Origin of the sequence: Coprococcus sp. AM97-35 (assembly GCF_027697525.1) — a bacterium.
GTDB lineage: Bacteria > Bacillota > Clostridia > Lachnospirales > Lachnospiraceae > Allocoprococcus > Allocoprococcus comes.
The window spans coordinates 13,992-38,542 of record NZ_JAQESL010000025.1 but is presented as its reverse complement, the minus strand read 5'-3'; the positions used below and the strand labels follow the sequence as shown (position 1 = coordinate 38,542).

Here is a 24,551-nt window from a genome sequence, read left to right as displayed (position 1 = left end):
GAAATTTAATTTATTCTATACTAATTTAACTTCAATTCCTATTATACACAAAATTTTAAGATACTGCAATATCAACACACTCTTAAGTTTGCTTCTAAGTCTTATTTCCATAACTTCTTTTACGTTTCCGCCATTCTTTGCTGTTTCGATTTTTATGATATGGTGCAAGTCAGCACGAACACGAACCGTCTTATCTCCCATTATATCTTTTTTTGCACTGATTGGTGTATCATTTCGTTTTTCTTTTTGTGCGCCTAAATTTCCCACAATCACTCACTTCTTTCTATTTCTTCTTATTCTTATTTTATCATCAACAATCACAAATCACTTGTGATTTGTGATAAGTGATTTGTGATAAGTGATTTGTGATTAATATATAAAAGCCCTCTTTAAAGGGCTTTTATGTTTATTTTGAGAAAGATATAAAATCAATATATCCCTTTTCCCCAATTTTTACAACGGCATTGTAGGGCTTTTTCTCTTTGTTTTTGATTCCTTTTACCAGGGTTTCTTTTCCCTCCAGTAATTCTTTTACATTCGTTTTGGTTAGTTTTTTCTTTCTAAAATGTTCAGCTAAAGTAAACTTACATTCAGGATAATTTGAACAACCATAAAACGATTTTTTTAATACAGAAAATGTAGTCTTTTGAAAGGTGGAATTAACAATGAAGAAAAAATTATCATTTATCATTGAGATTATTATAGGTATAATCTTTATATGTTTTGGATATTTCGTTATTGATACTGATTATTACGCTACACTTTTTTACGCAATGGGGTTCGGTTTAGCTTTTGCTTCTGGTGTTCAATTATTGAAAATTTGTTATTATGAAATGCCAAAAAATAAAGAAAAATTACAAAATATAAATAGAGAAAATCACATCAATAATGTTGATGAAAGAAAAATATTTTTAAGAATGAAAGCTGGTTCTTTAGTATATCAGTTAATGACTTTCGTGTACTTGTTTGTTGCTTTTGTACTTGCGTTACTTCATATTGAAGCATGGATTATAGGCATTATATTTGGTTTATTCCTACTGCAAACATTTTTAGGGATTATTCTATATAAGCATTTTGAAAAACATTTCTAAAACATTCAGTAAATTGTGACGAGGTAATACTATGATAGGACTTAAAAAACGAGATATTAAAAAAGCATTGAAAGCTGGTGCAAAAGCTGGCGGTGTGTCATTAGCTGATGTTCGAGCTGATATTGAAGCGACGATTGATGAAGCTATGAACAGCACCGACCCAGAAGTGCAGGAGAATTTCAGAAAGTATTTTGGAAATAAACGCCCTACTCCAGAAGAATATATTTACAAGATTACAAAAAAGACAAAAGTTTAATAGAAATCAAGTGCTGTAAGGGGGCTTGTGTCATGGAAAGTTTTAAGCATAATCTTATACGGTCATACACTACCTAACAGCATTTTATTAACAACTGAATATCTCACAGCTTTAATAGCTCGTACAGACTATATGTTTTGTGCGGGCTTTTTTTGTACCCGAAAAAATTTTTTCATTTTTTTTCAAAATCATGCAACAAATCACACCTTGCTGTACAGATATGGTGCGGAAAGAGGGATAAACACTTTTCACGTCATAACGGAAAGGGGGTGTGATGATATGAAACCGTCGGACTTCCAAAAGACAATACAATGTCAATTTGACTGCAAGCTCAAACGTGTAGTGAAAGGCATTGTCCGTAATTATCGCAAAGAATTAAAGCGACGAAGAAATAAGGAAATTTCCTATTGTGAACTTCCAGAAATCGTCGTAGAAAAGCTGGCAGTCTGGGACGAATACGAAAGCGATTATACCGCCTTTGATGTATGTGGTATTGAGGTTCGTGTCCTTGATGATGATTTAGCAGAAGCGATTAAGTATCTGTCTGAAAAAGACAGAGAAATCTTGTTGATGTATTTCTTCTTAGGCATGAGCGATACAGAAATCGGCGACAGATTAAAGATTAACCGTTCAACGTCGTTCCGCAGTAGGAAGAACTCACTTGAAGAAATCAAGAAAAAATTAAAGGAGAACATGAATGATGAATAACACACGCCCGTCATTTTACCTTATTTCGTCGGCTGTGGACGGCAACGTAAATGCGATTGAAAAGATACTGGCGTTGTATGACCCGTACATATCAAAATGTTGTTTGCGTCCGTTCTACGACAAATATGGTAATGTCTGCATAGTCGTAGACATGGAATTAAAAGGACGTATCAGAGAAGCACTTATCAAAATGATTTTGGACTTTGATATTCCTTTAGAAACCGAAGAATAACAAGCAGTAACCGCAGAGCATGATTTGTTCAATCCCCTCTTTCCTGCTCTGCCCCTGCTTTTACATGAAAGCAACACGCTTTCGCCACAGCTCTTTGACAACTGAATAAAGCAGACAGATACGTTTGTGAGATAGCGAGCCACGGGGACTGTACGCCACGACCTTTTCAAAAGAAAGCGAGCGACCCACGCAGTGATCCGAGAGCGACTGTTGGAAAAGTCGTTTTGCCACGACCTATCCTCACAGAATAATGATACGTCCGCATGGTGCGGTTCTGCCCACAAGAATGGGAATAGTTGAGATACTAACGGAGCTTTCCAAAGCCGTCTGTCTGCTTCTGTAACATTGTGAAAAACACGCATATTGGATAAGCCTATGTGCGTATGTTGAGAATAGATAGCTGACTAAGGGGGCTGATAACTTGGCTAAAAAAGAACCTGCACAATATATCGTAGAACGGGAATTTTTAGGTAAATTTTCCGTAGAGGAATTGCTTGTCCGTATCGTGAAATCTCATGTAAAAAAAGGACTATCAAGAGGGTAAAACCCTTGAAAACAATGGAAAGAAGCCGTACTTTATGGTATAATATTATCATAGGTACGGCAGTTGAATAGGTGGAAAAATGATTTATCAAAAAGGTTCAAACTTATTTAACGTGGCTATTTATATCAGATTATCACGAGAGGACGGAGATAAGGAAGAAAGCGATAGTGTAGGAAATCAGAGAAAACTTTTAACAGAATATGTGAACAAGCATGATGACTTTATCTTATATGATGTTTATATTGATGACGGTTTTACGGGAACGAATTTCAATAGACCAGACTTTCATAGAATGATTGCTGACATTGAAGATAACAAGGTAAGTTGTGTTGTTGTAAAAGACCTTTCCCGTTTCGGACGAGATTACATTGATACGGGGCGATATTTGGAAAGAATATTTCCAGAGCTTAATGTTCGTTTTATTTCTGTAACAGATAATATTGATAGTATGAAGCAGGCATACGATATGTTACTTCCTATTAAAAATATATTCAACGAGCAGTATGCCAGAGATATTTCTAATAAAATTCAAGCGACTGTAAAATCAAAGCAGAAAGCAGGAGAATTTATCGGAGCTTTTACAAGTTATGGTTATAAGAAATCTCCTGCAAATAAAAATAAACTTGTGATTGATGAATATGCGTCCGAAGTTGTAAAAAGAGTATTTACTATGTATGCACAAGGAATAGGAAAACAAAGCATTGCCAAAATACTAAATGCAGAGGGTATCCTTTGTCCGTCGGAATATAAAAAGCTCAACGGCGAAAATTACAAAAATTGCAATCGTTTAGAGAAAACTTCTTATTGGACGTATTCCACGATTAAAGTGATGTTACAAAATGAGCTTTATATTGGAAATATGGTACAAGGAAAGAAACATCAACGTATGAGAAGCAAACAGCGTCCAGTTGAGAAAGCAAACTGGATAAGGGTTGAAAATACACATGAACCGATTATAGACCGTCAACTGTGGGATAAGGTACAAAAACTGCTGACGAAAAAACATAGGGATATTGATTTAGAAACAAATAAAAATATCTTTGCAGGTTTTATCAAGTGTGGCGATTGTGGTCGGGCAATGATGAAAAATTTCTGGCGACGTGCTGACGGAAGTAAGTCCTATTCATTTTATTGTGGAACTTACAAAAGAAGTGGAAAAGATTATTGCACTCCGCACACGCTCCCGTTTCAAGTATTGAATGATATTGTGCTGGGAGATTTAAAGCAGATTATCCGCAATGTAGAGAACTTGCAGGAACTTGTAAAATCACAATCTTTCACAGCAATAAAAATCAGAAAATCAACAGACATAGAACTGACAAAGTTAAAAGCAGAGCTTGAAAGAGTGAAGAAGTTGAAAAAGTCAATTTATGAAGATTACAAAGACGAACTGATTTCTAAAGAAGAATTTCTTTCTTATCGAGAGGACTATCAACAAAAAGAAACGCTTTACTCCAAACAGATTGAAACGCTGGAAGAAAAGAAAAAGGAAAGTGTAACAGAAGATGTTTTTGAAACACCGTGGTTAAGGCGGTTGTTGGAACTGAAAGACATTGAAGAATTAGACAGAGATATTATTGTGGAAATGATAGACCAGATAACAGTTTATGAAAACCACAAACTTAAAATCTCATACAACTTCGGAAATGAACTGGAACATTTATTTTCAAGCGTTTACTGTGAGGACTTGGAGAAAAAGGCTATCTAATCTCAATACATTTCTAACTCCCCATATATATTGGGGAATACATATCACAATTTGCGTAAACTACAATCAGCACACCCCTGATGCATGATCACACCGTCTCTTACTTTAATCTCATTGTTTGACGATACTTCCGCAGTCAACTGTGATCCTGTTTGCAACACATAAGATTCATTTCCAAAAATTCCAATATTGATATCTCTGTCCTGTTCTGCAGTAACATGTGGACTTCCGGTATATCCTGTAATTATATCCATTAAGACTCTCCTTCCAATTTATACTCTACTTTTTCTTTGCCAGCTGAAATCGTCCATATCTTCCTTCCGATCGGCTTCTTCATGCTGGCACCGGTTAGATAATCTCGGCCACCAACGATGTCTCCAATATCCATACTTCCTTCTATTTTCTCCATCGTCATGTCATATTCTGTCTTATTCTTGGAATTTGTAAGTTTCGCAATTCCATTTTTGAGTAGGTCATCGTATTCTGATCCGGAGCTATCGTAAGTTTCTTCGATTTCATCAATTCCTCGATAGTACTGCGTTTGTCCTACGTTTCCCTTTTCGTCGACATACAAATGGATAACCAGGCGGTCTTTTAACTCTCCTTTTCCAAGGCATACTAAGTGATTCACGCCTCTTTTGTTGTCATCCATCGTAAAATTCATGTTCTGATCGTTTGAAAATTCGTATTCCGATGAATAATCTACGATAGGAACAGCTCTTACTTGAACATAGCCCATTTCGTATTTATCGCCTTGAATATACTTGATTTCCAAGCGGTAACCTACGGATTGCAGCATCTTCCTTAAACCTTCATGTAGCGTACAATATCGGTCAAACTGATAGTTCGTTAACTGAATGCCTGTATCTTCAACAACTCCGTAGAAAAAGCCTGGAAATGCTTCTTCTACTTTTCCTTTGATGATTTCATTTATTTCTCCGGATGCTATCGCATAATCCTGTCCTTTTTCCGGCTTGATTATTTTTTTCGTCATCATTCCGCGCCAAGTATATCCCTTTACGGTGATACTATTCGCTTTTGTGCTTGTAGTTACCTCTCGAACTATTCCGCCATACTCTGTGTCCGGAACATACACCTGACTTCCGAACTCAACCGTACCATTCCAACCGGATCTCTTAAATTCGATCTCAAAATCATTGATTGAGCTTTTCTCATCTTCTCCGATTTCCATGTCTACATTTGCATTTAAGATATATCCGAGCTCTTTGCCTATCGGATCCGTATAGACCAGTTCCATTCCGGCACGCTCCTTTCTTTGTATACCTTAATATCAAAGCCGAATTCACCACTCCAGTTAATAATCAGTACGCCAGACGGAATCAGTGTAAATACACTTTTGTCTTTCGCTCTTTTTGCGAAAATATTTTGCACAGTTCCATTTCTCAGATGTTTTGTGATCGTCTTCTCTCTGCTGGCGATTAATATATATTCACCTGCTTCTAACGTCTCATAAATCTGATAAGGATAACCGTTTATCAGTATTCTTGGATCAGCGCATGGACCATATATTACCATTTCAAAGTTATTATCTCGGAAATGATCGATAATCCAGTTCTGCGTTCCGGCACTCTTTCTTGAATAATCATAATTATACGTTATCGGATAGTCTAAGAATGTATATGGCTTTCCTTTATTTGCAGAATCCGGATAAAAGCTTTCCTGTTGCTCCATCGACCAGAATGGATACGGGCAGTATATTTCTATCTTGCAATCTGTACGACTATTATTTTCACTCGATACTTCATTGCTTGATTTTTTTACATATCCATCAATGTAGTATTCGCCATAGTAAATTCTTCCTGGAGTCAGATTGACCACATCGTATTCAAAAGCATTCGTAAGCTTATTAAGGATCTGCTTTCTTTCTTTTTCTTTGCCTCTCACGGTAAGAGTAATATCATACGTCACCGGTTCTTTTTCAAAAGCATTCACCGTTACACCCATTTCTCTTTCTGTTGTATTGGGTTTCCACTCATAAGCATGGAAATATCCGGAGGTTGCTCTCATTTTGTCTCCGATCAGATTGTATTCTTCTCCATTGGAACATACATATTTAATCTCGATCATTCAAACACAACCCCCATTTCTCTCAAAGCTCTTGCTACTTCTCTGTCATTTAAATTTATAACTATACTGCCGTCTCCACGTCTGGATGTTGTTTTTAAATATTCCAGTAATGCTTCCAGCTTCTCTGCAATCGTGCTGTTCTGACTTTCAGTGCTGCTTTTGCCAGAAATTGTAAGGTCCATACTTGTTCCAATTGGTTTTTTTACAGACTTCTGAAGCTCTGCTGCTGCATTGGATACTAATGTTGTCTTGCCAATCAATCCATTCGCAATTCCGGTATCGATCATCTCTCCAACATAAGCTCCCCAACGTGACGGTGAGTGAATTCCGAAGAATGCCAGAACATTTTCTTTAAATCCACCAAGAACACCTTTTACAGCATCCCATAGCATATGTGCCGCCGAACGAAGTCCGGATGCGATACCGCTTATGATATTGATTCCAATACTTCCCCAGTTCTGGCTCGTAAAAGCATTCACAATTGCGCTGATAATTGCCGGTATCTGTCCAACCAAATTCGGAATAGCACGTATCAAGCCTGCTGCCAGCTTAGCGATAATCGTAATACCACTCTGAAGAATCTGTGGAAGATTCTGTCCAATTGACGCTACAAAACGCACAATTGCAGTTGCTGCAGCCTGAGCAATTTGTGGCAGATTATTTATAATTCCATTTACCAATCTTAAAAGTAATCTTGCACCAGCACTCAATATTGTTGGAAGCATCGAGATAATTGTGTTGGCAAAATATGTAATAACATTGCCCGCCATCGTTATTACTTGCGGTAAATTTTGCAAGATTCCATTCACAATGTTTGTTATGAAATCCACACCCTTCTGCAACAAGATCGGGAGTTGCTCCTGGATTCCGATATTAAACTGATCCATAAGCTGCATTGCGCTCTGATAAAGAGTCGGTATTCCTGTTGTGATTCCGCTTGCAATTTGTGGAATCAATCCGGACACAGCAGCGAATAGCTGAGGACCAAGCGCCGTTACAAACGTAATGATCGCTGATGGCAACGCGGAAATAACATTCCATACTGCTGGAAGCAAATTCCCAACTGCAAATGTTATAATCGTATTAGCCAGTTCATTAAGTGCCGGTCCCACATCCATTCCCAGAGCAATTTCTCCCATTACGTTTTTGGCCGCTGCTTTCATCTGATTAAATGATCCTGATATAGTCGTTGCCGCTTCTTTGGCTGTCGTCCCGGTAATATCCAACTGTCCCTGGATCACATGAATTGCACTGTAGACATCTGATAGATTATCAATATTGTATTCCACGCCACTGATTTTCTGTGCATCTGCCAAGAGACGCTCCATCTCCGACTTCGTACCACCATATCCAAGCTTCAGGTTGTCCAGCATTGTATAGTTCTGTTTGGCAAATCCCTGATATGCATTTTTGATGTCTTCCATATTGGTTCCCATCTTATTCGCATTATCAGACATATCTACCATTGCCATATCTGCCACATCTGCAGCTTTGGAGGTGTCGCCAGCAAGGGAACTAAGAAGGCTCGCTGAAAAGCTTGTAGTTAGTTCCATGTAGTCATTTGCACTCATTCCTGCTGTCTGGTAGGCTTTTGCCGCATTTGCTTTCACTTTATCGGCAGAATCTTTAAATAATGTTTCAATTCCACCAAGACTCTGTTCGAGTGCTGCGCCTTCACTGATGCTTGCTGACAGAGCTTTCCCGATTGCTGCTGCGGCAATAACCTTTTTGATCATGCCAACCATTTTCCCGCCAAAAGAACTTCCGGCTGAGTCTGCTTCCGGCTCTATTTCTTTTTTAATTCTTCCCTGAATTCCTACCGCCGATGGTATGATCTGCACATACGCTTTTGCAAGTTCCGTAGCCATCTTATCCCTCCTTTCCCGTCAATCTCGCCCATTCTCTGTCAAAATCTTCTCCAGAATCAAACGTCTGAATTTCTTTGGATTTTTCCGTTCCATCACCTATGATCATTCCAAGCAATGACTTCGGACGGTTTTTCCCAGTCGCTCCATCCTCGGATTGTAACCAAGCGGTCATACGTGTTCCATCCGCAATAGCTGTCATAAGAATTTGTTCCGGTATAGGATCTATCCCTGCCATTTTCATTTTGATTCTTGAATTTTCCCTCAACCCACAAGAAAAAGTCGCTACCATTCTGCACGGTAACGACTTATAGTCATAAATACGATATGTTTCTGCAAGATCGCACAAAAGTGCGTCCTTATCTAAATTAAGCATGTAGGCGAGGGCTAAGAGTTTTTTCCTTCTTTTACATTTCCGAAAATTTCTCCAATTTCATTCATCATTTTCGACGCCGGTACCCTTCCGTTCTCCATTCGTAAATGTTCTTTCAAACGTTCTTTCTGTTCTGTTCCAAGAAGACGGTTTAATACGCTGATTGTTTTTGTCATGTCTCCTTCATCCATTTCACATAGATCTTCCAGAAGTTCATAATCATCCAACGCCGCTTCATCTAACTCATACTCAAAACCACTGCTTGTTTTTCCCTTCATTATTTCTTATTCCTCTTAATATATTCGTAATGTGTCTGTCCGTCCGCATCCGGTACTGCCGATAACGTTATCTCGTATCCAATCGCATCATCGTCCTTATATACAATGTCTCCGACTTCCGTAATGCTTGCACACGGAATAGCGATACGCTTCACTGCGTCTTTCAGAATCATATCTACAGCCCACGCATTCTGTTCCGCTTCATCTGCATTTACTTTTACCGTAATCCCTTCCTCAAGTGTTCCGGTAACATTATCATCTCCGTAAACGCTCTTCAGGACCTCTACATTCAAGGCTTCGATCATCGTAAACTTAAAATTATCTTTCTTACTGGTCTGCATATTCAATACAGTGTCGCCGCCCCAAGCATTTTTGTTGTCAGTTTCCGGACTATTAGAATTAGTGAGTCCATCCTCCGAACAATATCCAAGTGACTTAAATGCTGCATCTAATGCTGTGGTTGCATCTGTTGGCAATGTTGTTCCGAGCGGTGCTCTAAAAATCGCGCCGCCTACTTTCGGCTTGCCTGTACTTACATTTTTAGCATCTGACATTTTTATCCTCCTTCATCAGAAATGAACCATATCATATACAGCCTGATACCGATATTTCTTCCTTGTTGTATCCGTATAGTTGTAGTCGCTGTTAAGCTGGCACTTACTGATATCATCCATTTCAACAATTTTTTCCATTGCTTCTTTCACTCTTTCATTGAGTGATGCCGCCCCATAAAGGGATCCTGAATAAGACTGGATTGCAAGAGTTGCTGATGCAATATGATTTTCTTCACCGGATCCAGTCTTTTCAATTAGGATATATTCCTCTGGAAGTCCCGGCTCTTCTTCCATCCTTACCGGAATATCAAGCATGGCTTCCAGATATTTTCTAACCTTTTCTTCGATCATTTTTTCTACCCATCGCTTTCAACAAGCTGTTGTTTCCATCATCTCCATTTATTTTTACAACCGCTCTCGTTTGCGCAACATACGACTCTTTTTCTGCATCGGATGATATTTGATTTGCCTGTTCCAGTAAAATCGCCTGCATCTCTGCAGATTTCATTAACTCTCTTACACCGGATCGATTTAACTCAACTTTCGTTTTAGCCATAACACTCTACCATCCATCTCTGATTCCATCTTCCAGGAATATTTTCTTCAATTCCTTGCTGAGGGAATCCAATTACCCGCCATGATGTACCAAAAAAATCCACTCTGCAGTCTTGCCAGGTATGCGTATCTCCTTTTGGAATCGCGATATTGTAGACTGCTTTTTTTCCAGTAATATTAAGCATATCCAGCACTTCTGTTGTCGATGCCGGAGCAACCAACACGTCTTCCACGGTCACAGGTGCCTCTGTATATATCGGATGTCCGAATGTATCTGTCCCACTTGCGGTCCGTTCGTAAAGCTTCACCGGTATTCCTTTAATCATTAGCCTCTTCCTCCTGCATCAAATCCGAATATGGATTAAAATAGCCAATTCGATTCCCGACACCAAGGATTTTCTTATCCAATTTAGTCAGATACAATTCGCCGCTTCCATTTGCATTTGTCCAGGTCTGCGAATATACCATTGCTGTCGTAGTTGTCTGTGTCGTTCCAATAGGTACACCTTCCTCTCTGCTTCCGAGCGTCCGAATAACCATGTTGCATGACACTAATTTCTTTGCCTCGTCTGTAGCATTGCGGTTATATGCATCAATGATGATCGCTGCATCCTCTAAGAGTGCCGTTACATAATCTGTATCCGAAATATCTGTTCCTTTTCGTCTCCAAATATCCTCGATTGATGCGTATATCATTGTATCACCTACTTTTTCGCTGTTTGCGTTCTCTTTCTGGTGTTCTTAGCTGATGCCTCTTTCTTTGCTTCGACTGGTTCTTCTATATCTGGAATCACTGAGTCTTCTGTCGGTTCTTCGAGTTCTTCCACAGGTTCTTCTGTATTTTCGGCTTCTGCAACTCCTGTTTCTGTTTCGCTATCCTCGATCAAATCCTCGGTTTTTTCTTCAATAATCAGCTTAAACATTGTGGAGTCTAACACATTGTCAGACTCCACTACTATTCCAGTTTGTTTGTATAAATATTTCATATTACCCTTCCGCCTTCACGATCTTTGTAAATGCTGCCTGATCCATTATTCCAATTCCATATACAATTTCTGCACGAATTGCGATCTGATTCTGTCTCTGCAGGTCTCCAAGTCCATCCGGATCACCGTATTCGATCAAGTGAGCGCCAATTGATCTCTGCACTCCCCATCTGAACGCATCAAACTGTCCTACGATTCCAAGTAACTTCGTATCCGGTGTGATTTCATTTTTTGCAGAAACTGTATCAGATACTGCCGCAGTCATTCCGGCAAAATTTGTCAGATTCTGTCCGAATCCAATTTCCGGATAAATCTTTCTTCCATTCGCATCCCTCATAGTGGAAAGGCCAAAGGAAAGTGTTGGATCCATTGCAATACCACTCGGTACATAACCAGATGAGATGATCATTCCTGCTGCCGCCTCGATTGCTTCATCATACTTTGTGCCTGCAAGCTGCACACTCTGTTTCGTGTCAACCAGCCCTTCTTTTACAAGGCTTGATACCGTTCCTGTAAGCGGATTGATTTTGTGAATTCCAACAAGATCCAATGCTCTTCCCAGTGCGATTGACGCATTTGACGCCAGATCCTGCAGTACGCCAATCTGTACATCTTCGTCTGCCCACTGTACTTCCTGCGAAAATCTCATGGTAACCTGCAGTTTGAACGGATTTACTGTTTTAGAAGCATATGCAGTTGGGGTTGGCGATTTCTGCCCTGCCTCTCCTACGAGTTCTGCTTTCGGTGGCGATGTAAGTACCCATACCTGCTGCTTTCCAAATTTCTGCGGTCTTGCTCCGGATAACTGCGCCAGAGTAGATCCTTTCTGTGCTTTTTCAAAAATCCCCTGCGAAATCTCTGCCGGAATTTCAAAATCTGAACTAATAAGTGCTGCCATATTCTTTATTCTCCTTTACCAAAAATCTGATGTGCAAATTCCCTCATTGCATCATCCGTTGAGTTGTACTCTGTTGTCTTTTTTCTGTTCCCCTTAGTCCCCGGATAACTCTTCGGCTTCGCAAATTTCATAATCGCTTCTGCCTGTTTTTTACAGGTTTCCTCATCTTCCCCTGTCAGTAATTCTACCGGTACACCAGTGTCTTTTGCTGCTTTTTCTCTTACCTGTCTTACAGTGTCTTTCTTTTCAAGTGCGCTTAATCTTGCCTGAAGCGCATCGGACTTTTCTTTTTCCTTCTGAAGTTCCGTTTTATTCTGCGCCTGGTACTCATCGTACTTACTTGCCTTTTCTTTCAGGTCATCATAATCTGCATATTTCTGTCTTTCTCTCGCAAGGCGTCCCTCTATGATTGAATCCATTTCTGCCTGAGTAAATGTTTTGTCATCTGCCATCTTGTTCCCCTCCTGATTTGAGTGTTTTTAGTTGCCACGTTTAAGGCACGTGTTGCCATAAAAATAAGACGCGTAACCCTGCGCCTTAAAGGGAGATATCTGGATCACCGCCTTCCTACGGTTCGATTCGATCAATGTTATACTCAACAGCACAAGTGTGCTCGATTCTACATCCTCTTGCATCTTGCCATCCTTTCGCAAAATATGCGATATCTGCACCTGCTAAAAGTTCCAGAGATTTTCCAAGGAACCACAGTGGCTTTGCATCTACCGGTGCTTCCTGGAAGAATGAATCAATCACTTCTACTGGCTCGCCAATCGCCTTCTCTGCACTCTCGATTGCTTTCTTACGCTCTGTCAGAATATCTTCATCAGACTTTCCTCTCATTGGCTGTGAAATAAACAATTTCTTCATAGATTTGTACCTCCTATTCTTCTGTGTGACATGTATTTGTTATTTTACCGTATACATCCTCATAAAGTTCCTGCTTGTCACCGTTATAGGTGTATTCGGCATAGATACCATCTCCGCTGATAGTGGTTGATGCAAGGCACTTATAATTCTGAAGTGTTTTGCACGACCATACTACGAATACATTTCCGAGATCGATCTGAACCTCTGGTTTGTTCTTGTGGTACCATTCAACAAGTTTCTTCTGTGCAACACTCTCAAAATGCGCCATTCCTGTGATAATCATATTTTTTCACCTTGTCCTTTCTTAAAAATGAGTATAAAAATACCACCAACCGTTTCCGATCAGTGGCTTTTAATACCATATTACCGTTTTTTCTTTTGGTGGATTATCCATCTTCGCAATCCGTTTCAGTTCTCGCCTCACGTGTGGTGCTGCAAACATGCTTGCATTTTCATGTTCTACAATCTCTCCTTCCGGAATTCGTATTTTCATAAAACCTGCCGGCTCTTTTCCTTCTGGATAGTAACTTGCCGAAATACTATCACTGACTTTTTTTATGTTTTTTAAGATTACCATAATATTCCAGCGCCTCCTTCGGATAATTATATTTTTCCGATGCCAATTCATGTGCTTTTACATGATCTATGCCCGGATTTTCTTGCTTAATTTTCATTTCCAACAACTCATGCTCTATCAAAGTTTTGTCATGAAGTTTAATGTCTTTTCCATTCATCAAGCGTTGCCAGCTCTGTGCAATCGCGCAATCTGGATCAAACTGCCTGCTTTCTCCCGTATCCGGATCTATCAAAGAATCATCTTCAAATAAATATGCCTTAATTTTTCTTATGTCAGATTCTTCCTTACCGAGATTATCTGCTATTTTCTTTGAATCAGTTGAAAAATGTCTAATCTCTTCATAGTACATCTCCGCAAATTCATCAGCTTCTGCACTATTCAGATCTGTGATTCTCGCTCCTGATATCAGTATATCAGACCGCCTCAATTTTTCAAGTTTTTCCGCTTTTTTACTTGCGTATAATTCTCGTTTTCTCGCATTGATCACATCTTTATTCTGTGCATATCGCTTTCTCCGCATTTCATTGATATCCCCGTTGGCATCGTAATATTCTTCCAGATATTTATCCGGATCATAGCCTGCCACTGTGCTTTTTCCATCAAACCGGACCGCATACTCACAATCACAATGTGCATGAATGTGTTCAGCATGTCCGTTCCGTAACGCCTTTTTTGACCTATACTGCCATCCTCTTGACGCAAGCGTAATGCAGAAAGCACAGGTGTCCCCATGTGGCACCCAGGCAAACTGTGCCCCGTCACGCTCTGCATTTTTCAGTGTCGTATCTGCACCTACCTGTTTTACAAGCCTTGCAAGCGTTCCGGGAATATTGTTCGGAGACTGCCTTTTTGTTCCTTTTATTGCTTTCGCCACTTCCCCATAGTCCGGGAGATCTGCTACTTCTGCCGTAGGGACTATTACTCCCTGTGCCGCTGCTGTCGCTTCATACATCTGACACGATAATGCACCGATAGCCTGTCCATAGTGTTGTGACAGTGCATAGGCGTATTCCAAAAGTGCTTTATCATTTTCCAGTCCATTCTTTTGAACCCAGGACTGCATCAGATCCGCTGCTTTCTGGCTAATCTGTGACATCTTCGTTATGTATTCCACCCACGCCTTCTCCGTTATCTGCATTTCCAAATTCCTCCGTCAAGATAGCATCTCCTTTTGCTCTCTGTTCCTGCGCTCTGATTCGCCGGATATCCGCCTGATCAAAACCAATCATTTCAAGGAAAATATCTGTCTGTGCAAATCCTTGTCGCGCTGTCGCAATTTTGAGTGCTGCATCTGTAGTAGATGCCACGCTTGGCATTGCCGGATTCTTAAAATGTGCAATCAGCTCATGTGTTTCTTCCGGAAGCTCATCCGGAATCGTTCCAAGTTCAATTGCAAGTGCCATCCGTCCAATCCGATACAATGCATCACCATTTGATTTATTCAACTGTTCTGCCATAAGGATCAAGGTCTGTGACTGTGCAATAATTGCTTCACTGGAAGTCGGATTTGCATCATTTATCACACCAACATCCGTAACCGCCAATCCCGTTGCCGCTGAATACTGCGTGGCAAGCATCCGGAGCATCTGAACATGTGGTTCAATATTTCCCTGCGAAAGTTGCCCGAAATTCGGCTTTTCCCCAGTCTCCGGATTATTGGTACTGTAGAGAATACTTCCAACATACTGTTTGAATTTATTATCAATCAACATATCATATTGTTCATCTGACACCCCGAGCAGATATTTCTGTGGAGAAGTGGCAAATTCCAGTCCAATCGTTGCATTTGCGACTGTTCTTACATATCCCTGGATTAGTCTGCGGACCGGCTCTTTTAGCCTTGACTGACCAAATGGTTTATCGTTTGTTGCGTCCCAGATCAGAGCCACCATAAGGGGTTCTCCGAAATCATGGGGATTCTGCGTAGCATACCATGCACCTCCAATCCGATCCAGTTCCCAGATGTCTGTGTCTGTATAGAAATTTACATGTTCCGGAGACCATGTAACATCCGACTCGTCTCTTCGCGCATCTTCAAAGGCAAATCCACATCGGATGCGTCCTTCGTGTGCATTCCACGAAGCTGCAGCACAATGCGGAGAGTAAAACCGTACTCTTGCATCATCTTTCTCTCCGGATACCGCCGCAAATGTACAACCGTATTTCAGTTCTTCTTTGACCGCTTTATTGTATTCCGCTATCAAATGATTCCTTTTCATAATCTGATCCATATCTTCTGACTTCGTTCCATTTTCTGTAACAAACCCATCAAACATCGATCTTCCCGCAAGTACATCAACGGTTTTTGCTCCCCAGGCACATCCAATCTCAAGTTTTCCAAGACCTGCTGGCAATGCAATCCCAAGATTCACTTCATTCAGTGTGACTTTTCCGTTATAATAACGGCGCTTTTTCCTATTTGCACTTCTGTGATAATCATATATGTATTTCAATTCCTGAAGCCACTGTTGTTCTTCCGGTGGTAATCCTTCTACTCTTCCAAAATTTAACTCCATTATCCTATCCTCATCTTTCTGCTCGGATTTCGTTTCGATGTCCGGCATCCCCAGAGTGCAAGTGCTGCTGCTTCAATCGGGATTGAGTTTTCTCCACCAAATCCCCAGCCACCGGAAATCGGTCTTTTTACAGACGTAATTGCTGACTCATTCAGTATCTCTTGGTATTTATACCATGTTACAGTCTGTTCATTGATTTCCTGTGATAGCTGACTCGCCGCTGCTATCACTTCTTTTGCTGCCGGCCGAACAATTGACTGCTTATATTTCCACACCGGTGTTATCTTCTCTATCAGGAAGTCAACTCCATTTCTTCCATCGATCACCACACAGCTTGCCATCTTGTATCTCTGATTCAGCCAGTCCGCAAGCCACTGGATTCCTCTGTCAGTTGCTTTTAGCTCGATCAGTGAAATTCTCGCTTTCCCTGCATCCGGACAGACAGCTCCGCATAATGCTACCGCCGAACCATCAGAAGAAAACTTTACGCCATAAGCAGTTTTCCCTTCCGGCTTTTCTTTTTCCGAAACACACGCTTCCCATTTCTTCTTATCAATTGCATAATCCTGATCATTATTGATTGGCGACCACCAGCCAAGACGCTCTCTTGCAAATGTGTCAGCATCCATCTGCTCACACTCTGCAGCTATGGTTGTTTCTGTCATTCTGCGCCCTAATGCCGGATTGCACTCCGCCCATCTCCGACGATCAGTAACATCTCCAATCTCTTTCACAGAATATTCTGTCCAGGCTGTGGATTTGCTCTCACCTTCCGTTGCCCGTTTTCTTATCTTCCGGAATACTGTGCCGGTACAATTTTCATCCGGTGGCGTTCCAAGATAAATCGTCTGTGGATTCCTTGACGCTGATATTGCCGGCAAAAAAGATGCCTGCTGCTCGCTTGTCAATTCCTGCGCTTCATCAAACACAAGACAGTCGCCATGCAGTCCTCGACCACCATTCCTTGTTCTGGCAACAAATACTACTCTTCCACCATTTTTTAGAATAATCTGTTCTCTTCCGAGTGCCGCCTTAATTTCTTTTACATACTTACGGAGTCCTCTGCTTTCAAACAGGCCGCGCAATTCCATAAAGGTTTCTGTTGCAGTTTTCTGCAGATGAGCTGTGTATATAACCCATTCTGCATACAGGATCATTCCGGATGCAATCCGCCCGGAAGTATCCAGTGTTTTCCCGTTCTGTCTTGGAACAGATAAGCCACATGTCGGCGCCGACCAAACATCATCCTCTGTACGCCCCATCCAATCATTCAGCACTTCACTCTGCCACGGATCCACAATCAATTTCCCGACCGCAAGCACTTTTACCGCATCGGGGCCATCCGTATAAGCGTAATCCGGAACAATTCTATCGGACGGTGTCTGGCTTCCCATCAGCTTTTCGTGCCGACAGGATTTCTCCGATTTCGTCATCGTCTTTCTCCATTCCTTTTATTTCTTCAATTTCTTTGATTGTTTCTCTGTATTGCCTGGAGAGCTGTGGCATTGTCTTTGGACCATCAACAGCATCTTTCGCGCATATATCAATCTGTTTTGCGAGAATCAGTGCTAAATTTTCCAAGCGTTCCAAGCGGCTTCCCTCGCTTGTTACAGTTGCCATTCTCTTAGCTCTTCCCATCTAAATTCACCTTTCAAAAATTTTCCTGTGTGTAAATCGGCGCTGGACAGCGGTGGTCGCCGCCGCCGCGTGGCGGGGTACCCTCCCCACCCCCCTTTGGTTCCGTCACCAGGCACCATCTGTAACGTTCGTTTTAAGGCTTTGCTGACACCTTGATAATTCATTTAATGTTCGATTGCTTTTGGCCGCATTACAGCAGTAATGAGCCGCCTGCAGGTTGTTCCAGTCCTGAGCAGCTGCCTCTTTTGAGCTGTAACCGAACTCACGCCATCTCGATACCGGTTTAATCTCATCGATTACGAAAGACAATGGATGATTACTGTCACTTGGTTCATCGTAATGTATCGGACCGAGCCTGCCTCTGCATATTCCACACTCACCGCCTATTGCTTTGAGTCTTGCCCGATGCTTTCTTCTTAAGTTGCCGTTCGCGCTTCTGGGGTTTCCTGCCGCCATATATTTTCACCTTCTGTTCTGTGATGGACCATACATGAATCGAACATGTGACATACCGCTTATGAGGCGGTCGATCTACCACTGATCTAATGGTCCGTATTATTGGCGGCTTATGTATATACGAGAGAGTACTTCAAAAATCAGTCACAACAAACAAACATCAAGGGGTTTTTATATATATAAATCCTGAAAAGAGCAAGCCGCCTAATCTCTTCCCGGAATTCACGGCAAAGAAAAAGGCAACAATCTTTCGACTGCTGCCCTGTTCATCTCTTTACCTGAATACACTATACCACAGACCAAGTGTATCATTCTATATCATCTTGAAGTTTTTTAGTGCTTTTGAATGTTTCCGGTGTACTTGTGCCCACTCATATCCTGTCTTTCTGCAGATATCCTTCCACCTCATAAGATCTATGTAGCAGTAAGTCAGTACATCTTTCTCTGTCTCATCTTCCATCTGCTCAATTCTTTCCCTGATCTCAGTCCGGATCCTAACTCTTTTCTTTCTCTGCTCCACCAGTTTCCGTTCCTGTTCGTCCACTTCTGCTGCATAATCCGACAGATCAGAAAGGTTGCTGCTTTTTGGCAGCCCATCTGCTGCCAGTGCTCCCGGAAGCATCCTATCCATCTTTAAGCGTTCCAGCTCTTCCTCGATCCGCTTCTCCTGGCGTAATGCTTTGCCGTACTGTTTCAGGTATTCCTTTTTCTTCTCATTCTCTTCTTTCACTGTTTCCATCGATATACCCTCCCTGTCTTCCTGTCTCTTAATACTAAGACCTCGAATCCAAGCAGACTTGCTATATCTTTTAATGCTTTATGTGCTTCCTTTACGTGGTGTGGAATGCGGCTTGCATCCTGGATGGCTTTGCCTGCTGTCGGATCACGATATCCTTCCTGGTTTTTATACAATGTTTCATCACCTCCTACTCTATCATTGCCGGAATGAACAGCGCCCATAAGCACCACGCCGATCCCGTCCATTTCATTCCAATAATTACTGTAACTGTCGTAATTATCCATACAAGTATCTTTGTATATTTATCTTCCATTATCCTTTATACCTTTCCGGAAGCGGCATCCACGCTTTTATATCTTTCCAATCGTTTCCACTTTCCAAGCGATGCCCTACAATATCTATGCAGTTCTCATCGGTCCATACCCTTTTTCCGTCTGTTACTATTATTTCTTCACCATCTTCCGGCATCGGGCAGTCCAGATAATAGACTATATCATCCGGGATTCCTTCCTCTTCCCGTTCGGCATCCAATATCACATGCCATTTCACCGGAATCCATTTCGAGATCATTCCAGTCTCTTCTAAATCCTCATATTCTGCCAGCTTATTACAGCACGCCTGGTGTCCGTTTTTTCTCAAATCCATTCTTGGTATAGCGTGTCGGTCTTCTCCTTCGCCAATCCATTCTGTCAATCTATCCATTGTTACCCCTTCCTGCGCCATGATTCCACGCCTTCCATTCCTTCTTTACTAATCAACTGCTGCCACTCCCAATTTATGTAGCTCCTCGCAATCCCTTTCTCATTCTTGATCTGCACATGGTACGGATAGATTCCAATGATCGTGACCTTTTCCGTGGCGAGTCTGGTTTTACCTCCCTTCTGGGAGATCCTGCGCCTTAACTGTACTTTGTCTCCAACTTTCATTTTTTTGTTCCTTTCCGTCTTACTTTGCGCATTTTCTTCGTTACTGGATAGATGAACGCCCGCATATTGCCGGGTTTAGTCATCTTCCTCTTCATCTTTCTCCCTCTCCCGGTTCTCTAAAATGATTCCATTTGCACAGATACCGCCGTCTGCTTTGATCAGGATGTATTCTTCACCATCAATCACTCTGGTTGATACCAGATCCGTCCGATCAGCATTTACGGTCACATGCGCATCCGGAAGTCCGATTTCAAATCGCTTCGTATTTACGGTGTTCTCTGTGTCAATCTCGGCAATATTGCAGCCTTTGGCACTTTCTGCTGCCGCCTCCGGATCAATCCCAATGTTTTTCAAGACATTCTCTATCTCGCTTGCTTTCAGCCTTCTATCTTCTGAATCCGATTTAATATCCTTGATTCTTCCAAGTGAATGATACAGATCTTTCGCCTGTTCCAGGCTCACTTTTCCGTTCACTGCATTTAAGCTTTCCCTAAATGCTATTTTCTGTTCTTCCGGCGTAGACGGTAATTTACACCATAAGGTCTGTGTGATCAATCCTTTGTCCGGATCGTTCGGACGTTTGCTATAGTACCAGACGTGATCCAGATCACTGTGACGGTCTGTGAATGCTGGATATAAAAATCCCTGCGTCGGCATGCTTACCACCCAGTCCCTTGTCCGTTCCTGAACGTCTGCCAGCTCCGGTGCATAGGATAATCCTGCTGCCGATAATCCTACCGGACATAAGCAACCAATCATATACCGGTAAACCTCTTCGCTTTCATACAGATCAGTTCCATCTGTGGCAATCTTCGGGATATCATAGATTCCGCTGGCGATCAGGATTAAGGTGTATGTTTTGTTCGATACATCTATGGACTCTGCAATTTCTTCCAAGAAGATCTGACGCACTTCATCGTCCTTCAGCTCTGTATTTGCAATGGCATTTAAATATCTGGCTCTTTCTTTGTCCAGAAAATCCAACTGGAACATATTTTTTCCCGGCTTTCCAGATAAGACCTTTCCGAAAATATCCAAATATTTGAACTGCTCTGTTTCCGGAATATTTAAAAATGTCTTGGTAAACTCCAACCGACAGTCCCTGTTATTGTCTACGATATAACCTGTTATCTTTGTGATGTTGCATAATTCTATCCTCATGTTTCTTTTAAGTTCAAACAACTCTTTCTTCATGTCGCTCCTTTCTGGCTGCCACACCGGGCAGCCATGCACTCTGCGAGATTTGTGATATATTAATTTTCCTGTGGTGCCTATAAATAATTCTTTCCGGCGTTTTTCATCCATTCTTCCCTTGTATGGGTTCTTTCGTAAACCTCCTGGGCTTTCGTCATCAGGATCCGTGCGTTCTTGGCATTGTTGTGAACTGCTGCCGGTCCGTTCCGGTGATGTTCCAGGCAGAGATTTACTTTTAGACCTTCCGCCTCTGCAAATGCATGGGTATTACCAAACAAAACATGATGCTCTTCCAGATATGGCTTATATGTAAAATCTCCATCCAGTAACATGCACAAGTAGCACCGGCGGTCGCCTTTTGGCTGCATGATGCTTTTTTTGTGCTTCTTACGTTTCTTCTGTTTGGTTGGTTTCGGAAACATCATATTCACCAGATAACACCTCCCCGTTTTGATCTACTTTTTCGTTTAAATACAGATACCATTCCTGTGAACTGTGTACTTTTTGGGTTGTCTCTGCAAGGTACAGAGCCGCATGATACAATGGAATTGTCTGGAGATATTCCCGGCGTGTTAATTTGATTTTGGGAAATGTGGCCAGATATTCTTCTACGGTTATATTTTTCGGGCAGTCATCCGGTTTCCAGTCTTCTACACTTAACTGCTCCATCTTAGGACTCCTTTTTGTATAGCTCATGATTTCCGTAAACCAGATCCGCCTCTTCTCTTTCATAACTCCAGCCATAACGCATTAAGATTTTGAAGCATTCCTGGTATCTCTTTCCGGCATCCTCTTTGTATTCTCCGGAATACTCTACCAAATCCCCGATATAATCATCCATCATGTTGTTCATTGCAATCAGGAGTAACACCTGCGTATCCAGTGTTTGTATTTTTTCTTCTGCTTCTTCCTTTTCTTTCTCATCCGCATCATACAGGCTTTTCCCGGTAAAAAATTTTAGAACCATTCCATTTCCTAACCAACAGGACTTCTCCATCATGTTCCGGATCATCTTTTCAATGATTTTCTGGCGTTCCTCATCTTTTAACAGTTCGATTTTTCCGTCTGCTATTGTCCGGATGAATTCTTTTTTTCTTTCATTCATTTTTTTCTGTAAAGCTTTCAACTGCTTTGTCTTTTTTCTCTGCCTGTCCCATTCCGTTTCAACCTTTTCTGATTTCGGGAGTTTTTCCACTACATCAATCCCATTCCAACCATCCAGATAATACAGTTCTTTTCCGCGGATATTGATTCTCTTTGGTGGTTCTTTATCCAGTGGAATACTCTTTTTATCTTTTACCTCTTCGGTATAGCGTTTTCTCTCTATCTCCTTTGTGGCTTTCTTTATTCCTGCTGCCTCCAAGAGCTCGATTATAATCTTCTTATTCTTCTCCCTCTCCCTGTTTTTAATCTCTGCTTCTACTTTCCACTGGATCTGTCTGGAGTCCGCTGCATTTTTTAAGATTTGGTTTCTGGTTTCAACATCCTCGATTCTCGACAGTTGGGCAAGGTCTTTTAGATTTAGCTGATATACCCCGTCTTCATCCGTCTTTTCCTTCACCAGATCCCGGTCAAGCTTCGCAATCTCCAGCCTCCGGCGCACGGTTGTCCTGGAGAATCCGGTCTTTTCCGCAATCTGTTCTTCCGTATCTCCAAGGTTAAGCATCATCTGGAATCCTTCCGCCTGTTCCAGGACCGTCAGATCTATGCGCTGCATATTCTCTTCCAGCATGGTTCCGACCTGGTCTTTGTAGCTCATGTCCAGCACGATCCGGCACGGATACATAGTTACGCCTGCCATTTTTCCGGCAGCGAACCGGCGGTGCCCGATGATCAGCGTGTATCCTTCTTCATGGTGCGCCCGGTTTTCATCCCAATATCCCGGAATGACCGTAAGATTCTGCATAATTCCTTTCTTCTTGATCGACTCACTCAGCTCTGATAAATCGCCCAGGTCTTTTCGTGGGTTATCCGGATGCTGATGGATCAGCTTGGCGTTGATATTCGTTATTCCACTGGTTGTCATTTTATTTTTTCCTCCCTTTCTTCTCTTAAATGTCCTGCTGTATCATTAAGCGTTATTGCCATACTTTCGCACATCGTGATAAGTGCTGATTTTAGGCTTTTCATCCATCCGTCAATCTCTTTTGTTAACGTCTCCATCATTGTCGGCAATGTTATATTTATCTGCCTCGCCATTTTCCTTGCGTACCGCCGTTGTTTTCGTTTATCCAGCTCGAACGGAGGATTTGCTCCATACTTTTTCTTGTAATTCTTTTTCCATTGCCTATATTTCATGGTTTTCTTCCTTTTCCCGCATTTTAGACTGTAGTCTATCGGAATACCGCGTAGACTTAGAAAACTCTAAGCTTACACGATGTTTTTCCATCTGCTCCGACAGCTCCTGCCAGAGCTCTTTGTTCTTGATCTCTTTTCCATGTGGTCTGCGCCACTCTTCCCGTTTCCATTTGTCCATATTTCCTTCGTTTATGGTTGTGACCAGGAACTGATCCGGCGTGTAGGCAGTCACTTCACACGGTCGGAGCATTCTCAGACCGACAAGGATAGCAATCATACTCATACGGTGGTATGTCGTCTTCTGTTCGGTCTCGATCTGTGCTTTCACTGCCGGTCCTTTCTTAGTCTCGCATTCTACCAGAGCGATGCACTTTCCGTTTTTTGCGGTTGGTCCCCGGAAGTTTACTTCCGTGAACAGTTCTATCTTCATCTTCCGTCCTCCTTATCCGGATCATTTCATAATGCCGATATGGAAATCCGGTTGCTTTGTTGATTCCTTCAAAATAGGTGTCCTTTACTATGTAGTATCCTTTTTTCGGTCTCGGTTCTTTTTGCCACCGGTACAGAATATCCGTCTCCGGTTCCGGAAGCGGCATATTTCTGGATCTTGAAAAACTCGCTTCTTTGATCTTGTGATCCAGAACACCGTCCTCCACATATTTTTTCTGTGTTTTCTCATTTTTTGTGATGTACTGGGCGAGTTTCCGGAACTCTCCTTTTTCGTATAGCAACTGCTTATTCCGAACCTTCCCATGCTTCCAGGCTGCAGCTATGATCAGATCAGTATCCTGGATTCGGTTCAGAACTACATGAACATGCCAGTTGCCAGACGGCGCGCATTCAATATTCCGGAGCCACCGGAGTTCCTCGCCACGTTTCCGGTATTCCTTCTTGCAATATTTATAAAAATCTTCAAAATCTTTTACCGCTTGCTTCATGTCCGCCGGACGTTCTTCTTTCGGATATGTGAGAGTAAAGAAGTAATCATTCACTTTGAAATACATCCGGAGTCTGTGACGTGCCTTCCTCTCCCTGGTCCATTGGTTGACCTGCTCCACTTCCTCCGGTGTGGCTTTCTTCTTTTTGGCTCTCTTCTCTCCCGGTGCTCCATACCTTCCGTCCAGATATTCCTGCCTCTCTATTACGTTTCCCAAATCATATGTCACTCTTCTGATTCTCATAGCGTGTCCTCATAATTTTAATA

Annotated in this window: 39 protein-coding genes, 1 tRNA gene and 1 pseudogene; 6 read left to right on the top strand and 35 right to left on the bottom strand. The window is 41.7% G+C overall.

All coding sequences use genetic code 11. From position 1 onward, the window contains the following. Positions 1–31: 31 nt before the first annotated feature. Together PG840_RS13805 and PG840_RS13800 are read right to left on the bottom strand one after the other, a co-directional pair. A pseudogene (locus tag PG840_RS13805) lies at positions 32–201 on the bottom strand (MLS leader peptide). 205 nt (positions 202–406) lie between these two features. After that, a complete protein-coding gene (locus PG840_RS13800; protein WP_008787627.1) occupies positions 407–691 on the bottom strand; it encodes a topoisomerase C-terminal repeat-containing protein in 285 nt (94 codons plus the stop codon). On the opposite strand from PG840_RS13800, the gene PG840_RS13795 reads away from it, so the two are divergent. The 6 genes from PG840_RS13795 (at position 666) to PG840_RS13770 (ending at position 4,539) form a co-directional block, all read left to right on the top strand. Beyond that, a complete protein-coding gene (locus PG840_RS13795) occupies positions 666–1,091 on the top strand; it encodes a hypothetical protein (protein ID WP_008787628.1) in 426 nt (141 codons plus the stop codon). The genes PG840_RS13800 and PG840_RS13795 overlap by 26 nt on opposite strands. Positions 1,092–1,122: 31 nt before the next feature. Next, positions 1,123–1,347 carry a hypothetical protein gene (locus PG840_RS13790; RefSeq protein WP_008787629.1) on the top strand — a complete coding sequence of 75 codons (225 nt, stop codon included), beginning with the start codon at positions 1,123–1,125 and terminating at the stop codon, positions 1,345–1,347. Between the two features lie 279 nt (positions 1,348–1,626). After that, positions 1,627–2,055 carry an RNA polymerase sigma factor gene (locus PG840_RS13785; RefSeq protein ID WP_008787630.1) on the top strand — a complete coding sequence of 143 codons (429 nt, stop codon included), beginning with the start codon at positions 1,627–1,629 and terminating at the stop codon, positions 2,053–2,055. Continuing rightward, on the top strand, positions 2,048–2,287 hold the full coding sequence (locus PG840_RS13780) for a helix-turn-helix domain-containing protein (RefSeq protein ID WP_025487352.1): 240 nt from the start codon (positions 2,048–2,050) through the stop codon (positions 2,285–2,287). Before PG840_RS13785 ends, PG840_RS13780 begins: the two co-directional genes overlap by 8 nt. Positions 2,288–2,708: 421 nt before the next feature. Then, positions 2,709–2,831, top strand: a complete 123-nt coding sequence (locus PG840_RS13775) for a hypothetical protein (RefSeq protein ID WP_002323371.1) — start codon at positions 2,709–2,711, stop codon at positions 2,829–2,831. A gap of 79 nt (positions 2,832–2,910) precedes the next feature. Next, positions 2,911–4,539, top strand: a complete 1,629-nt coding sequence (locus PG840_RS13770) for a recombinase family protein (protein ID WP_117762186.1) — start codon at positions 2,911–2,913, stop codon at positions 4,537–4,539. 44 nt (positions 4,540–4,583) lie between these two features. On the opposite strand, the gene PG840_RS13765 is transcribed toward PG840_RS13770, so the two are convergent. The 33 genes from PG840_RS13765 to PG840_RS13605 all read right to left on the bottom strand — a co-directional run bounded on the left by PG840_RS13765 (position 4,584) and on the right by PG840_RS13605 (position 24,528). Further along, on the bottom strand, positions 4,584–4,793 hold the full coding sequence (locus tag PG840_RS13765; protein WP_270613786.1) for a hypothetical protein: 210 nt from the start codon (positions 4,791–4,793) through the stop codon (positions 4,584–4,586). Continuing rightward, positions 4,793–5,797 carry a Gp37-like protein gene (locus PG840_RS13760; protein WP_270613785.1) on the bottom strand — a complete coding sequence of 335 codons (1,005 nt, stop codon included), beginning with the start codon at positions 5,795–5,797 and terminating at the stop codon, positions 4,793–4,795. The genes PG840_RS13765 and PG840_RS13760 overlap by 1 nt, the downstream gene beginning before the upstream one ends. Then, on the bottom strand, positions 5,770–6,627 hold the full coding sequence (locus PG840_RS13755; RefSeq protein ID WP_270613784.1) for a phage tail protein: 858 nt from the start codon (positions 6,625–6,627) through the stop codon (positions 5,770–5,772). Before PG840_RS13755 ends, PG840_RS13760 begins: the two co-directional genes overlap by 28 nt. Continuing rightward, a complete protein-coding gene (locus PG840_RS13750; protein WP_270613782.1) occupies positions 6,624–8,495 on the bottom strand; it encodes a phage tail protein in 1,872 nt (623 codons plus the stop codon). The genes PG840_RS13755 and PG840_RS13750 overlap by 4 nt, the downstream gene beginning before the upstream one ends. 1 nt (position 8,496) lies before the next feature. Next, positions 8,497–8,694, bottom strand: coding sequence for a DUF5361 domain-containing protein (locus tag PG840_RS13745; RefSeq protein WP_270613781.1), 198 nt, complete (start codon positions 8,692–8,694; stop codon positions 8,497–8,499). 185 nt (positions 8,695–8,879) lie between these two features. Then, a complete protein-coding gene (locus PG840_RS13740; protein WP_270613780.1) occupies positions 8,880–9,143 on the bottom strand; it encodes a hypothetical protein in 264 nt (87 codons plus the stop codon). Further along, positions 9,143–9,697: a phage tail tube protein gene (locus PG840_RS13735; RefSeq protein WP_270613779.1), complete on the bottom strand. Its 555-nt coding sequence runs from the start codon at positions 9,695–9,697 to the stop codon at positions 9,143–9,145. Before PG840_RS13735 ends, PG840_RS13740 begins: the two co-directional genes overlap by 1 nt. Before the next feature lie 15 nt (positions 9,698–9,712). Beyond that, a complete protein-coding gene (locus PG840_RS13730; RefSeq protein WP_270246672.1) occupies positions 9,713–10,048 on the bottom strand; it encodes a hypothetical protein in 336 nt (111 codons plus the stop codon). Continuing rightward, complete coding sequence (locus PG840_RS13725) at positions 10,029–10,253, bottom strand: hypothetical protein (protein ID WP_117558855.1); 225 nt, start codon at positions 10,251–10,253, stop codon at positions 10,029–10,031. Before PG840_RS13725 ends, PG840_RS13730 begins: the two co-directional genes overlap by 20 nt. Next, on the bottom strand, positions 10,246–10,578 hold the full coding sequence (locus PG840_RS13720; RefSeq protein WP_270613778.1) for a hypothetical protein: 333 nt from the start codon (positions 10,576–10,578) through the stop codon (positions 10,246–10,248). The genes PG840_RS13725 and PG840_RS13720 overlap by 8 nt, the downstream gene beginning before the upstream one ends. Beyond that, positions 10,571–10,948: a Gp19/Gp15/Gp42 family protein gene (locus PG840_RS13715; RefSeq protein ID WP_270591281.1), complete on the bottom strand. Its 378-nt coding sequence runs from the start codon at positions 10,946–10,948 to the stop codon at positions 10,571–10,573. Before PG840_RS13715 ends, PG840_RS13720 begins: the two co-directional genes overlap by 8 nt. An 8-nt stretch (positions 10,949–10,956) precedes the next feature. Then, a complete protein-coding gene (locus tag PG840_RS13710; RefSeq protein ID WP_270613777.1) occupies positions 10,957–11,238 on the bottom strand; it encodes a hypothetical protein in 282 nt (93 codons plus the stop codon). 1 nt (position 11,239) lies between these two features. Continuing rightward, positions 11,240–12,136, bottom strand: coding sequence for a phage major capsid protein (locus PG840_RS13705; protein WP_270613776.1), 897 nt, complete (start codon positions 12,134–12,136; stop codon positions 11,240–11,242). 5 nt (positions 12,137–12,141) lie between these two features. Next, positions 12,142–12,588, bottom strand: a complete 447-nt coding sequence (locus PG840_RS13700) for a capsid assembly scaffolding protein Gp46 family protein (RefSeq protein ID WP_215633843.1) — start codon at positions 12,586–12,588, stop codon at positions 12,142–12,144. Positions 12,589–12,703: 115 nt separating this feature from the next. Further along, a complete protein-coding gene (locus tag PG840_RS13695) occupies positions 12,704–13,003 on the bottom strand; it encodes a hypothetical protein (protein ID WP_270541389.1) in 300 nt (99 codons plus the stop codon). Positions 13,004–13,016: 13 nt separating this feature from the next. Beyond that, entirely contained in the window at positions 13,017–13,286 is a 270-nt protein-coding gene (locus PG840_RS13690) for a DUF6275 family protein (RefSeq protein ID WP_270613775.1), read from the bottom strand. Between the two features lie 69 nt (positions 13,287–13,355). Next, positions 13,356–13,580, bottom strand: a complete 225-nt coding sequence (locus tag PG840_RS13685) for a hypothetical protein (protein WP_270613774.1) — start codon at positions 13,578–13,580, stop codon at positions 13,356–13,358. After that, entirely contained in the window at positions 13,546–14,718 is a 1,173-nt protein-coding gene (locus PG840_RS13680) for a VG15 protein (RefSeq protein ID WP_270613773.1), read from the bottom strand. The genes PG840_RS13685 and PG840_RS13680 overlap by 35 nt, the downstream gene beginning before the upstream one ends. Beyond that, positions 14,663–16,096 carry a phage portal protein gene (locus PG840_RS13675; RefSeq protein ID WP_270613772.1) on the bottom strand — a complete coding sequence of 478 codons (1,434 nt, stop codon included), beginning with the start codon at positions 16,094–16,096 and terminating at the stop codon, positions 14,663–14,665. Before PG840_RS13675 ends, PG840_RS13680 begins: the two co-directional genes overlap by 56 nt. Continuing rightward, complete coding sequence (locus tag PG840_RS13670; protein ID WP_270613771.1) at positions 16,096–17,529, bottom strand: terminase large subunit; 1,434 nt, start codon at positions 17,527–17,529, stop codon at positions 16,096–16,098. The genes PG840_RS13675 and PG840_RS13670 overlap by 1 nt, the downstream gene beginning before the upstream one ends. Next, positions 17,465–17,734, bottom strand: coding sequence for a hypothetical protein (locus tag PG840_RS13665; RefSeq protein ID WP_270613770.1), 270 nt, complete (start codon positions 17,732–17,734; stop codon positions 17,465–17,467). The genes PG840_RS13670 and PG840_RS13665 overlap by 65 nt, the downstream gene beginning before the upstream one ends. 480 nt (positions 17,735–18,214) lie before the next feature. Then, positions 18,215–18,286, bottom strand: a tRNA-Met gene (locus PG840_RS13660). A gap of 217 nt (positions 18,287–18,503) precedes the next feature. Then, positions 18,504–18,929, bottom strand: coding sequence for a DUF1492 domain-containing protein (locus PG840_RS13655; protein ID WP_270613769.1), 426 nt, complete (start codon positions 18,927–18,929; stop codon positions 18,504–18,506). Continuing rightward, complete coding sequence (locus PG840_RS13650; RefSeq protein ID WP_270613768.1) at positions 18,917–19,213, bottom strand: hypothetical protein; 297 nt, start codon at positions 19,211–19,213, stop codon at positions 18,917–18,919. Before PG840_RS13650 ends, PG840_RS13655 begins: the two co-directional genes overlap by 13 nt. A 28-nt stretch (positions 19,214–19,241) precedes the next feature. Continuing rightward, positions 19,242–19,631 (bottom strand): hypothetical protein, encoded by a 390-nt coding sequence (locus PG840_RS13645; protein WP_270613767.1) that lies wholly within the window; start codon positions 19,629–19,631, stop codon positions 19,242–19,244. A gap of 2 nt (positions 19,632–19,633) precedes the next feature. Further along, positions 19,634–19,855, bottom strand: a complete 222-nt coding sequence (locus PG840_RS13640; protein WP_270613766.1) for a hypothetical protein — start codon at positions 19,853–19,855, stop codon at positions 19,634–19,636. A gap of 75 nt (positions 19,856–19,930) precedes the next feature. Continuing rightward, entirely contained in the window at positions 19,931–21,049 is a 1,119-nt protein-coding gene (locus tag PG840_RS13635) for a DUF4317 family protein (protein WP_270613765.1), read from the bottom strand. A gap of 77 nt (positions 21,050–21,126) precedes the next feature. Further along, positions 21,127–21,474, bottom strand: a complete 348-nt coding sequence (locus PG840_RS13630; RefSeq protein WP_270613788.1) for a hypothetical protein — start codon at positions 21,472–21,474, stop codon at positions 21,127–21,129. Further along, positions 21,437–21,718: a hypothetical protein gene (locus PG840_RS13625; protein WP_270613764.1), complete on the bottom strand. Its 282-nt coding sequence runs from the start codon at positions 21,716–21,718 to the stop codon at positions 21,437–21,439. The genes PG840_RS13630 and PG840_RS13625 overlap by 38 nt, the downstream gene beginning before the upstream one ends. A 1-nt stretch (position 21,719) precedes the next feature. After that, a complete protein-coding gene (locus PG840_RS13620; RefSeq protein WP_270613763.1) occupies positions 21,720–23,075 on the bottom strand; it encodes a ParB/RepB/Spo0J family partition protein in 1,356 nt (451 codons plus the stop codon). Beyond that, positions 23,072–23,347: a DNA-binding protein gene (locus PG840_RS13615; RefSeq protein WP_173684957.1), complete on the bottom strand. Its 276-nt coding sequence runs from the start codon at positions 23,345–23,347 to the stop codon at positions 23,072–23,074. The genes PG840_RS13620 and PG840_RS13615 overlap by 4 nt, the downstream gene beginning before the upstream one ends. Next, positions 23,337–23,777: an RNase H family protein gene (locus PG840_RS13610; protein WP_270613762.1), complete on the bottom strand. Its 441-nt coding sequence runs from the start codon at positions 23,775–23,777 to the stop codon at positions 23,337–23,339. The genes PG840_RS13615 and PG840_RS13610 overlap by 11 nt, the downstream gene beginning before the upstream one ends. Next, positions 23,689–24,528, bottom strand: a complete 840-nt coding sequence (locus tag PG840_RS13605; RefSeq protein WP_270613761.1) for a rolling circle replication-associated protein — start codon at positions 24,526–24,528, stop codon at positions 23,689–23,691. The genes PG840_RS13610 and PG840_RS13605 overlap by 89 nt, the downstream gene beginning before the upstream one ends. Between the last annotated feature and the right edge of the window lie 23 nt (positions 24,529–24,551).

What these genes read in the sequence shown, in the direction of transcription:
- PG840_RS13795 (WP_008787628.1), top strand. Translation starts at nt 666, where the DNA reads ATGAAGAAAAAATTATCATTTATCATTGAGATTATTATAGGTATAATC.
- PG840_RS13800 (WP_008787627.1), bottom strand. Translation starts at nt 691, where the DNA reads ATGATAAATGATAATTTTTTCTTCATTGTTAATTCCACCTTTCAAAAG.
- PG840_RS13790 (WP_008787629.1), top strand. Translation starts at nt 1,123, where the DNA reads ATGATAGGACTTAAAAAACGAGATATTAAAAAAGCATTGAAAGCTGGT.
- PG840_RS13785 (WP_008787630.1), top strand. Translation starts at nt 1,627, where the DNA reads ATGAAACCGTCGGACTTCCAAAAGACAATACAATGTCAATTTGACTGC.
- PG840_RS13780 (WP_025487352.1), top strand. Translation starts at nt 2,048, where the DNA reads ATGAATAACACACGCCCGTCATTTTACCTTATTTCGTCGGCTGTGGAC.
- PG840_RS13770 (WP_117762186.1), top strand. Translation starts at nt 2,911, where the DNA reads ATGATTTATCAAAAAGGTTCAAACTTATTTAACGTGGCTATTTATATC.
- PG840_RS13765 (WP_270613786.1), bottom strand. Translation starts at nt 4,793, where the DNA reads ATGGATATAATTACAGGATATACCGGAAGTCCACATGTTACTGCAGAA.
- PG840_RS13760 (WP_270613785.1), bottom strand. Translation starts at nt 5,797, where the DNA reads ATGGAACTGGTCTATACGGATCCGATAGGCAAAGAGCTCGGATATATC.
- PG840_RS13755 (WP_270613784.1), bottom strand. Translation starts at nt 6,627, where the DNA reads ATGATCGAGATTAAATATGTATGTTCCAATGGAGAAGAATACAATCTG.
- PG840_RS13750 (WP_270613782.1), bottom strand. Translation starts at nt 8,495, where the DNA reads ATGGCTACGGAACTTGCAAAAGCGTATGTGCAGATCATACCATCGGCG.
- PG840_RS13745 (WP_270613781.1), bottom strand. Translation starts at nt 8,694, where the DNA reads ATGACAGCTATTGCGGATGGAACACGTATGACCGCTTGGTTACAATCC.
- PG840_RS13740 (WP_270613780.1), bottom strand. Translation starts at nt 9,143, where the DNA reads ATGAAGGGAAAAACAAGCAGTGGTTTTGAGTATGAGTTAGATGAAGCG.
- PG840_RS13735 (WP_270613779.1), bottom strand. Translation starts at nt 9,697, where the DNA reads ATGTCAGATGCTAAAAATGTAAGTACAGGCAAGCCGAAAGTAGGCGGC.
- PG840_RS13730 (WP_270246672.1), bottom strand. Translation starts at nt 10,048, where the DNA reads ATGATCGAAGAAAAGGTTAGAAAATATCTGGAAGCCATGCTTGATATT.
- PG840_RS13725 (WP_117558855.1), bottom strand. Translation starts at nt 10,253, where the DNA reads ATGGCTAAAACGAAAGTTGAGTTAAATCGATCCGGTGTAAGAGAGTTA.
- PG840_RS13720 (WP_270613778.1), bottom strand. Translation starts at nt 10,578, where the DNA reads ATGATTAAAGGAATACCGGTGAAGCTTTACGAACGGACCGCAAGTGGG.
- PG840_RS13715 (WP_270591281.1), bottom strand. Translation starts at nt 10,948, where the DNA reads ATGATATACGCATCAATCGAGGATATTTGGAGACGAAAAGGAACAGAT.
- PG840_RS13710 (WP_270613777.1), bottom strand. Translation starts at nt 11,238, where the DNA reads ATGAAATATTTATACAAACAAACTGGAATAGTAGTGGAGTCTGACAAT.
- PG840_RS13705 (WP_270613776.1), bottom strand. Translation starts at nt 12,136, where the DNA reads ATGGCAGCACTTATTAGTTCAGATTTTGAAATTCCGGCAGAGATTTCG.
- PG840_RS13700 (WP_215633843.1), bottom strand. Translation starts at nt 12,588, where the DNA reads ATGGCAGATGACAAAACATTTACTCAGGCAGAAATGGATTCAATCATA.
- PG840_RS13695 (WP_270541389.1), bottom strand. Translation starts at nt 13,003, where the DNA reads ATGAAGAAATTGTTTATTTCACAGCCAATGAGAGGAAAGTCTGATGAA.
- PG840_RS13690 (WP_270613775.1), bottom strand. Translation starts at nt 13,286, where the DNA reads ATGATTATCACAGGAATGGCGCATTTTGAGAGTGTTGCACAGAAGAAA.
- PG840_RS13685 (WP_270613774.1), bottom strand. Translation starts at nt 13,580, where the DNA reads ATGGTAATCTTAAAAAACATAAAAAAAGTCAGTGATAGTATTTCGGCA.
- PG840_RS13680 (WP_270613773.1), bottom strand. Translation starts at nt 14,718, where the DNA reads ATGCAGATAACGGAGAAGGCGTGGGTGGAATACATAACGAAGATGTCA.
- PG840_RS13675 (WP_270613772.1), bottom strand. Translation starts at nt 16,096, where the DNA reads ATGGAGTTAAATTTTGGAAGAGTAGAAGGATTACCACCGGAAGAACAA.
- PG840_RS13670 (WP_270613771.1), bottom strand. Translation starts at nt 17,529, where the DNA reads ATGACGAAATCGGAGAAATCCTGTCGGCACGAAAAGCTGATGGGAAGC.
- PG840_RS13665 (WP_270613770.1), bottom strand. Translation starts at nt 17,734, where the DNA reads ATGGGAAGAGCTAAGAGAATGGCAACTGTAACAAGCGAGGGAAGCCGC.
- PG840_RS13655 (WP_270613769.1), bottom strand. Translation starts at nt 18,929, where the DNA reads ATGGAAACAGTGAAAGAAGAGAATGAGAAGAAAAAGGAATACCTGAAA.
- PG840_RS13650 (WP_270613768.1), bottom strand. Translation starts at nt 19,213, where the DNA reads ATGGATAATTACGACAGTTACAGTAATTATTGGAATGAAATGGACGGG.
- PG840_RS13645 (WP_270613767.1), bottom strand. Translation starts at nt 19,631, where the DNA reads ATGGATAGATTGACAGAATGGATTGGCGAAGGAGAAGACCGACACGCT.
- PG840_RS13640 (WP_270613766.1), bottom strand. Translation starts at nt 19,855, where the DNA reads ATGAAAGTTGGAGACAAAGTACAGTTAAGGCGCAGGATCTCCCAGAAG.
- PG840_RS13635 (WP_270613765.1), bottom strand. Translation starts at nt 21,049, where the DNA reads ATGAAGAAAGAGTTGTTTGAACTTAAAAGAAACATGAGGATAGAATTA.
- PG840_RS13630 (WP_270613788.1), bottom strand. Translation starts at nt 21,474, where the DNA reads ATGATGTTTCCGAAACCAACCAAACAGAAGAAACGTAAGAAGCACAAA.
- PG840_RS13625 (WP_270613764.1), bottom strand. Translation starts at nt 21,718, where the DNA reads ATGGAGCAGTTAAGTGTAGAAGACTGGAAACCGGATGACTGCCCGAAA.
- PG840_RS13620 (WP_270613763.1), bottom strand. Translation starts at nt 23,075, where the DNA reads ATGACAACCAGTGGAATAACGAATATCAACGCCAAGCTGATCCATCAG.
- PG840_RS13615 (WP_173684957.1), bottom strand. Translation starts at nt 23,347, where the DNA reads ATGAAATATAGGCAATGGAAAAAGAATTACAAGAAAAAGTATGGAGCA.
- PG840_RS13610 (WP_270613762.1), bottom strand. Translation starts at nt 23,777, where the DNA reads ATGAAGATAGAACTGTTCACGGAAGTAAACTTCCGGGGACCAACCGCA.
- PG840_RS13605 (WP_270613761.1), bottom strand. Translation starts at nt 24,528, where the DNA reads ATGAGAATCAGAAGAGTGACATATGATTTGGGAAACGTAATAGAGAGG.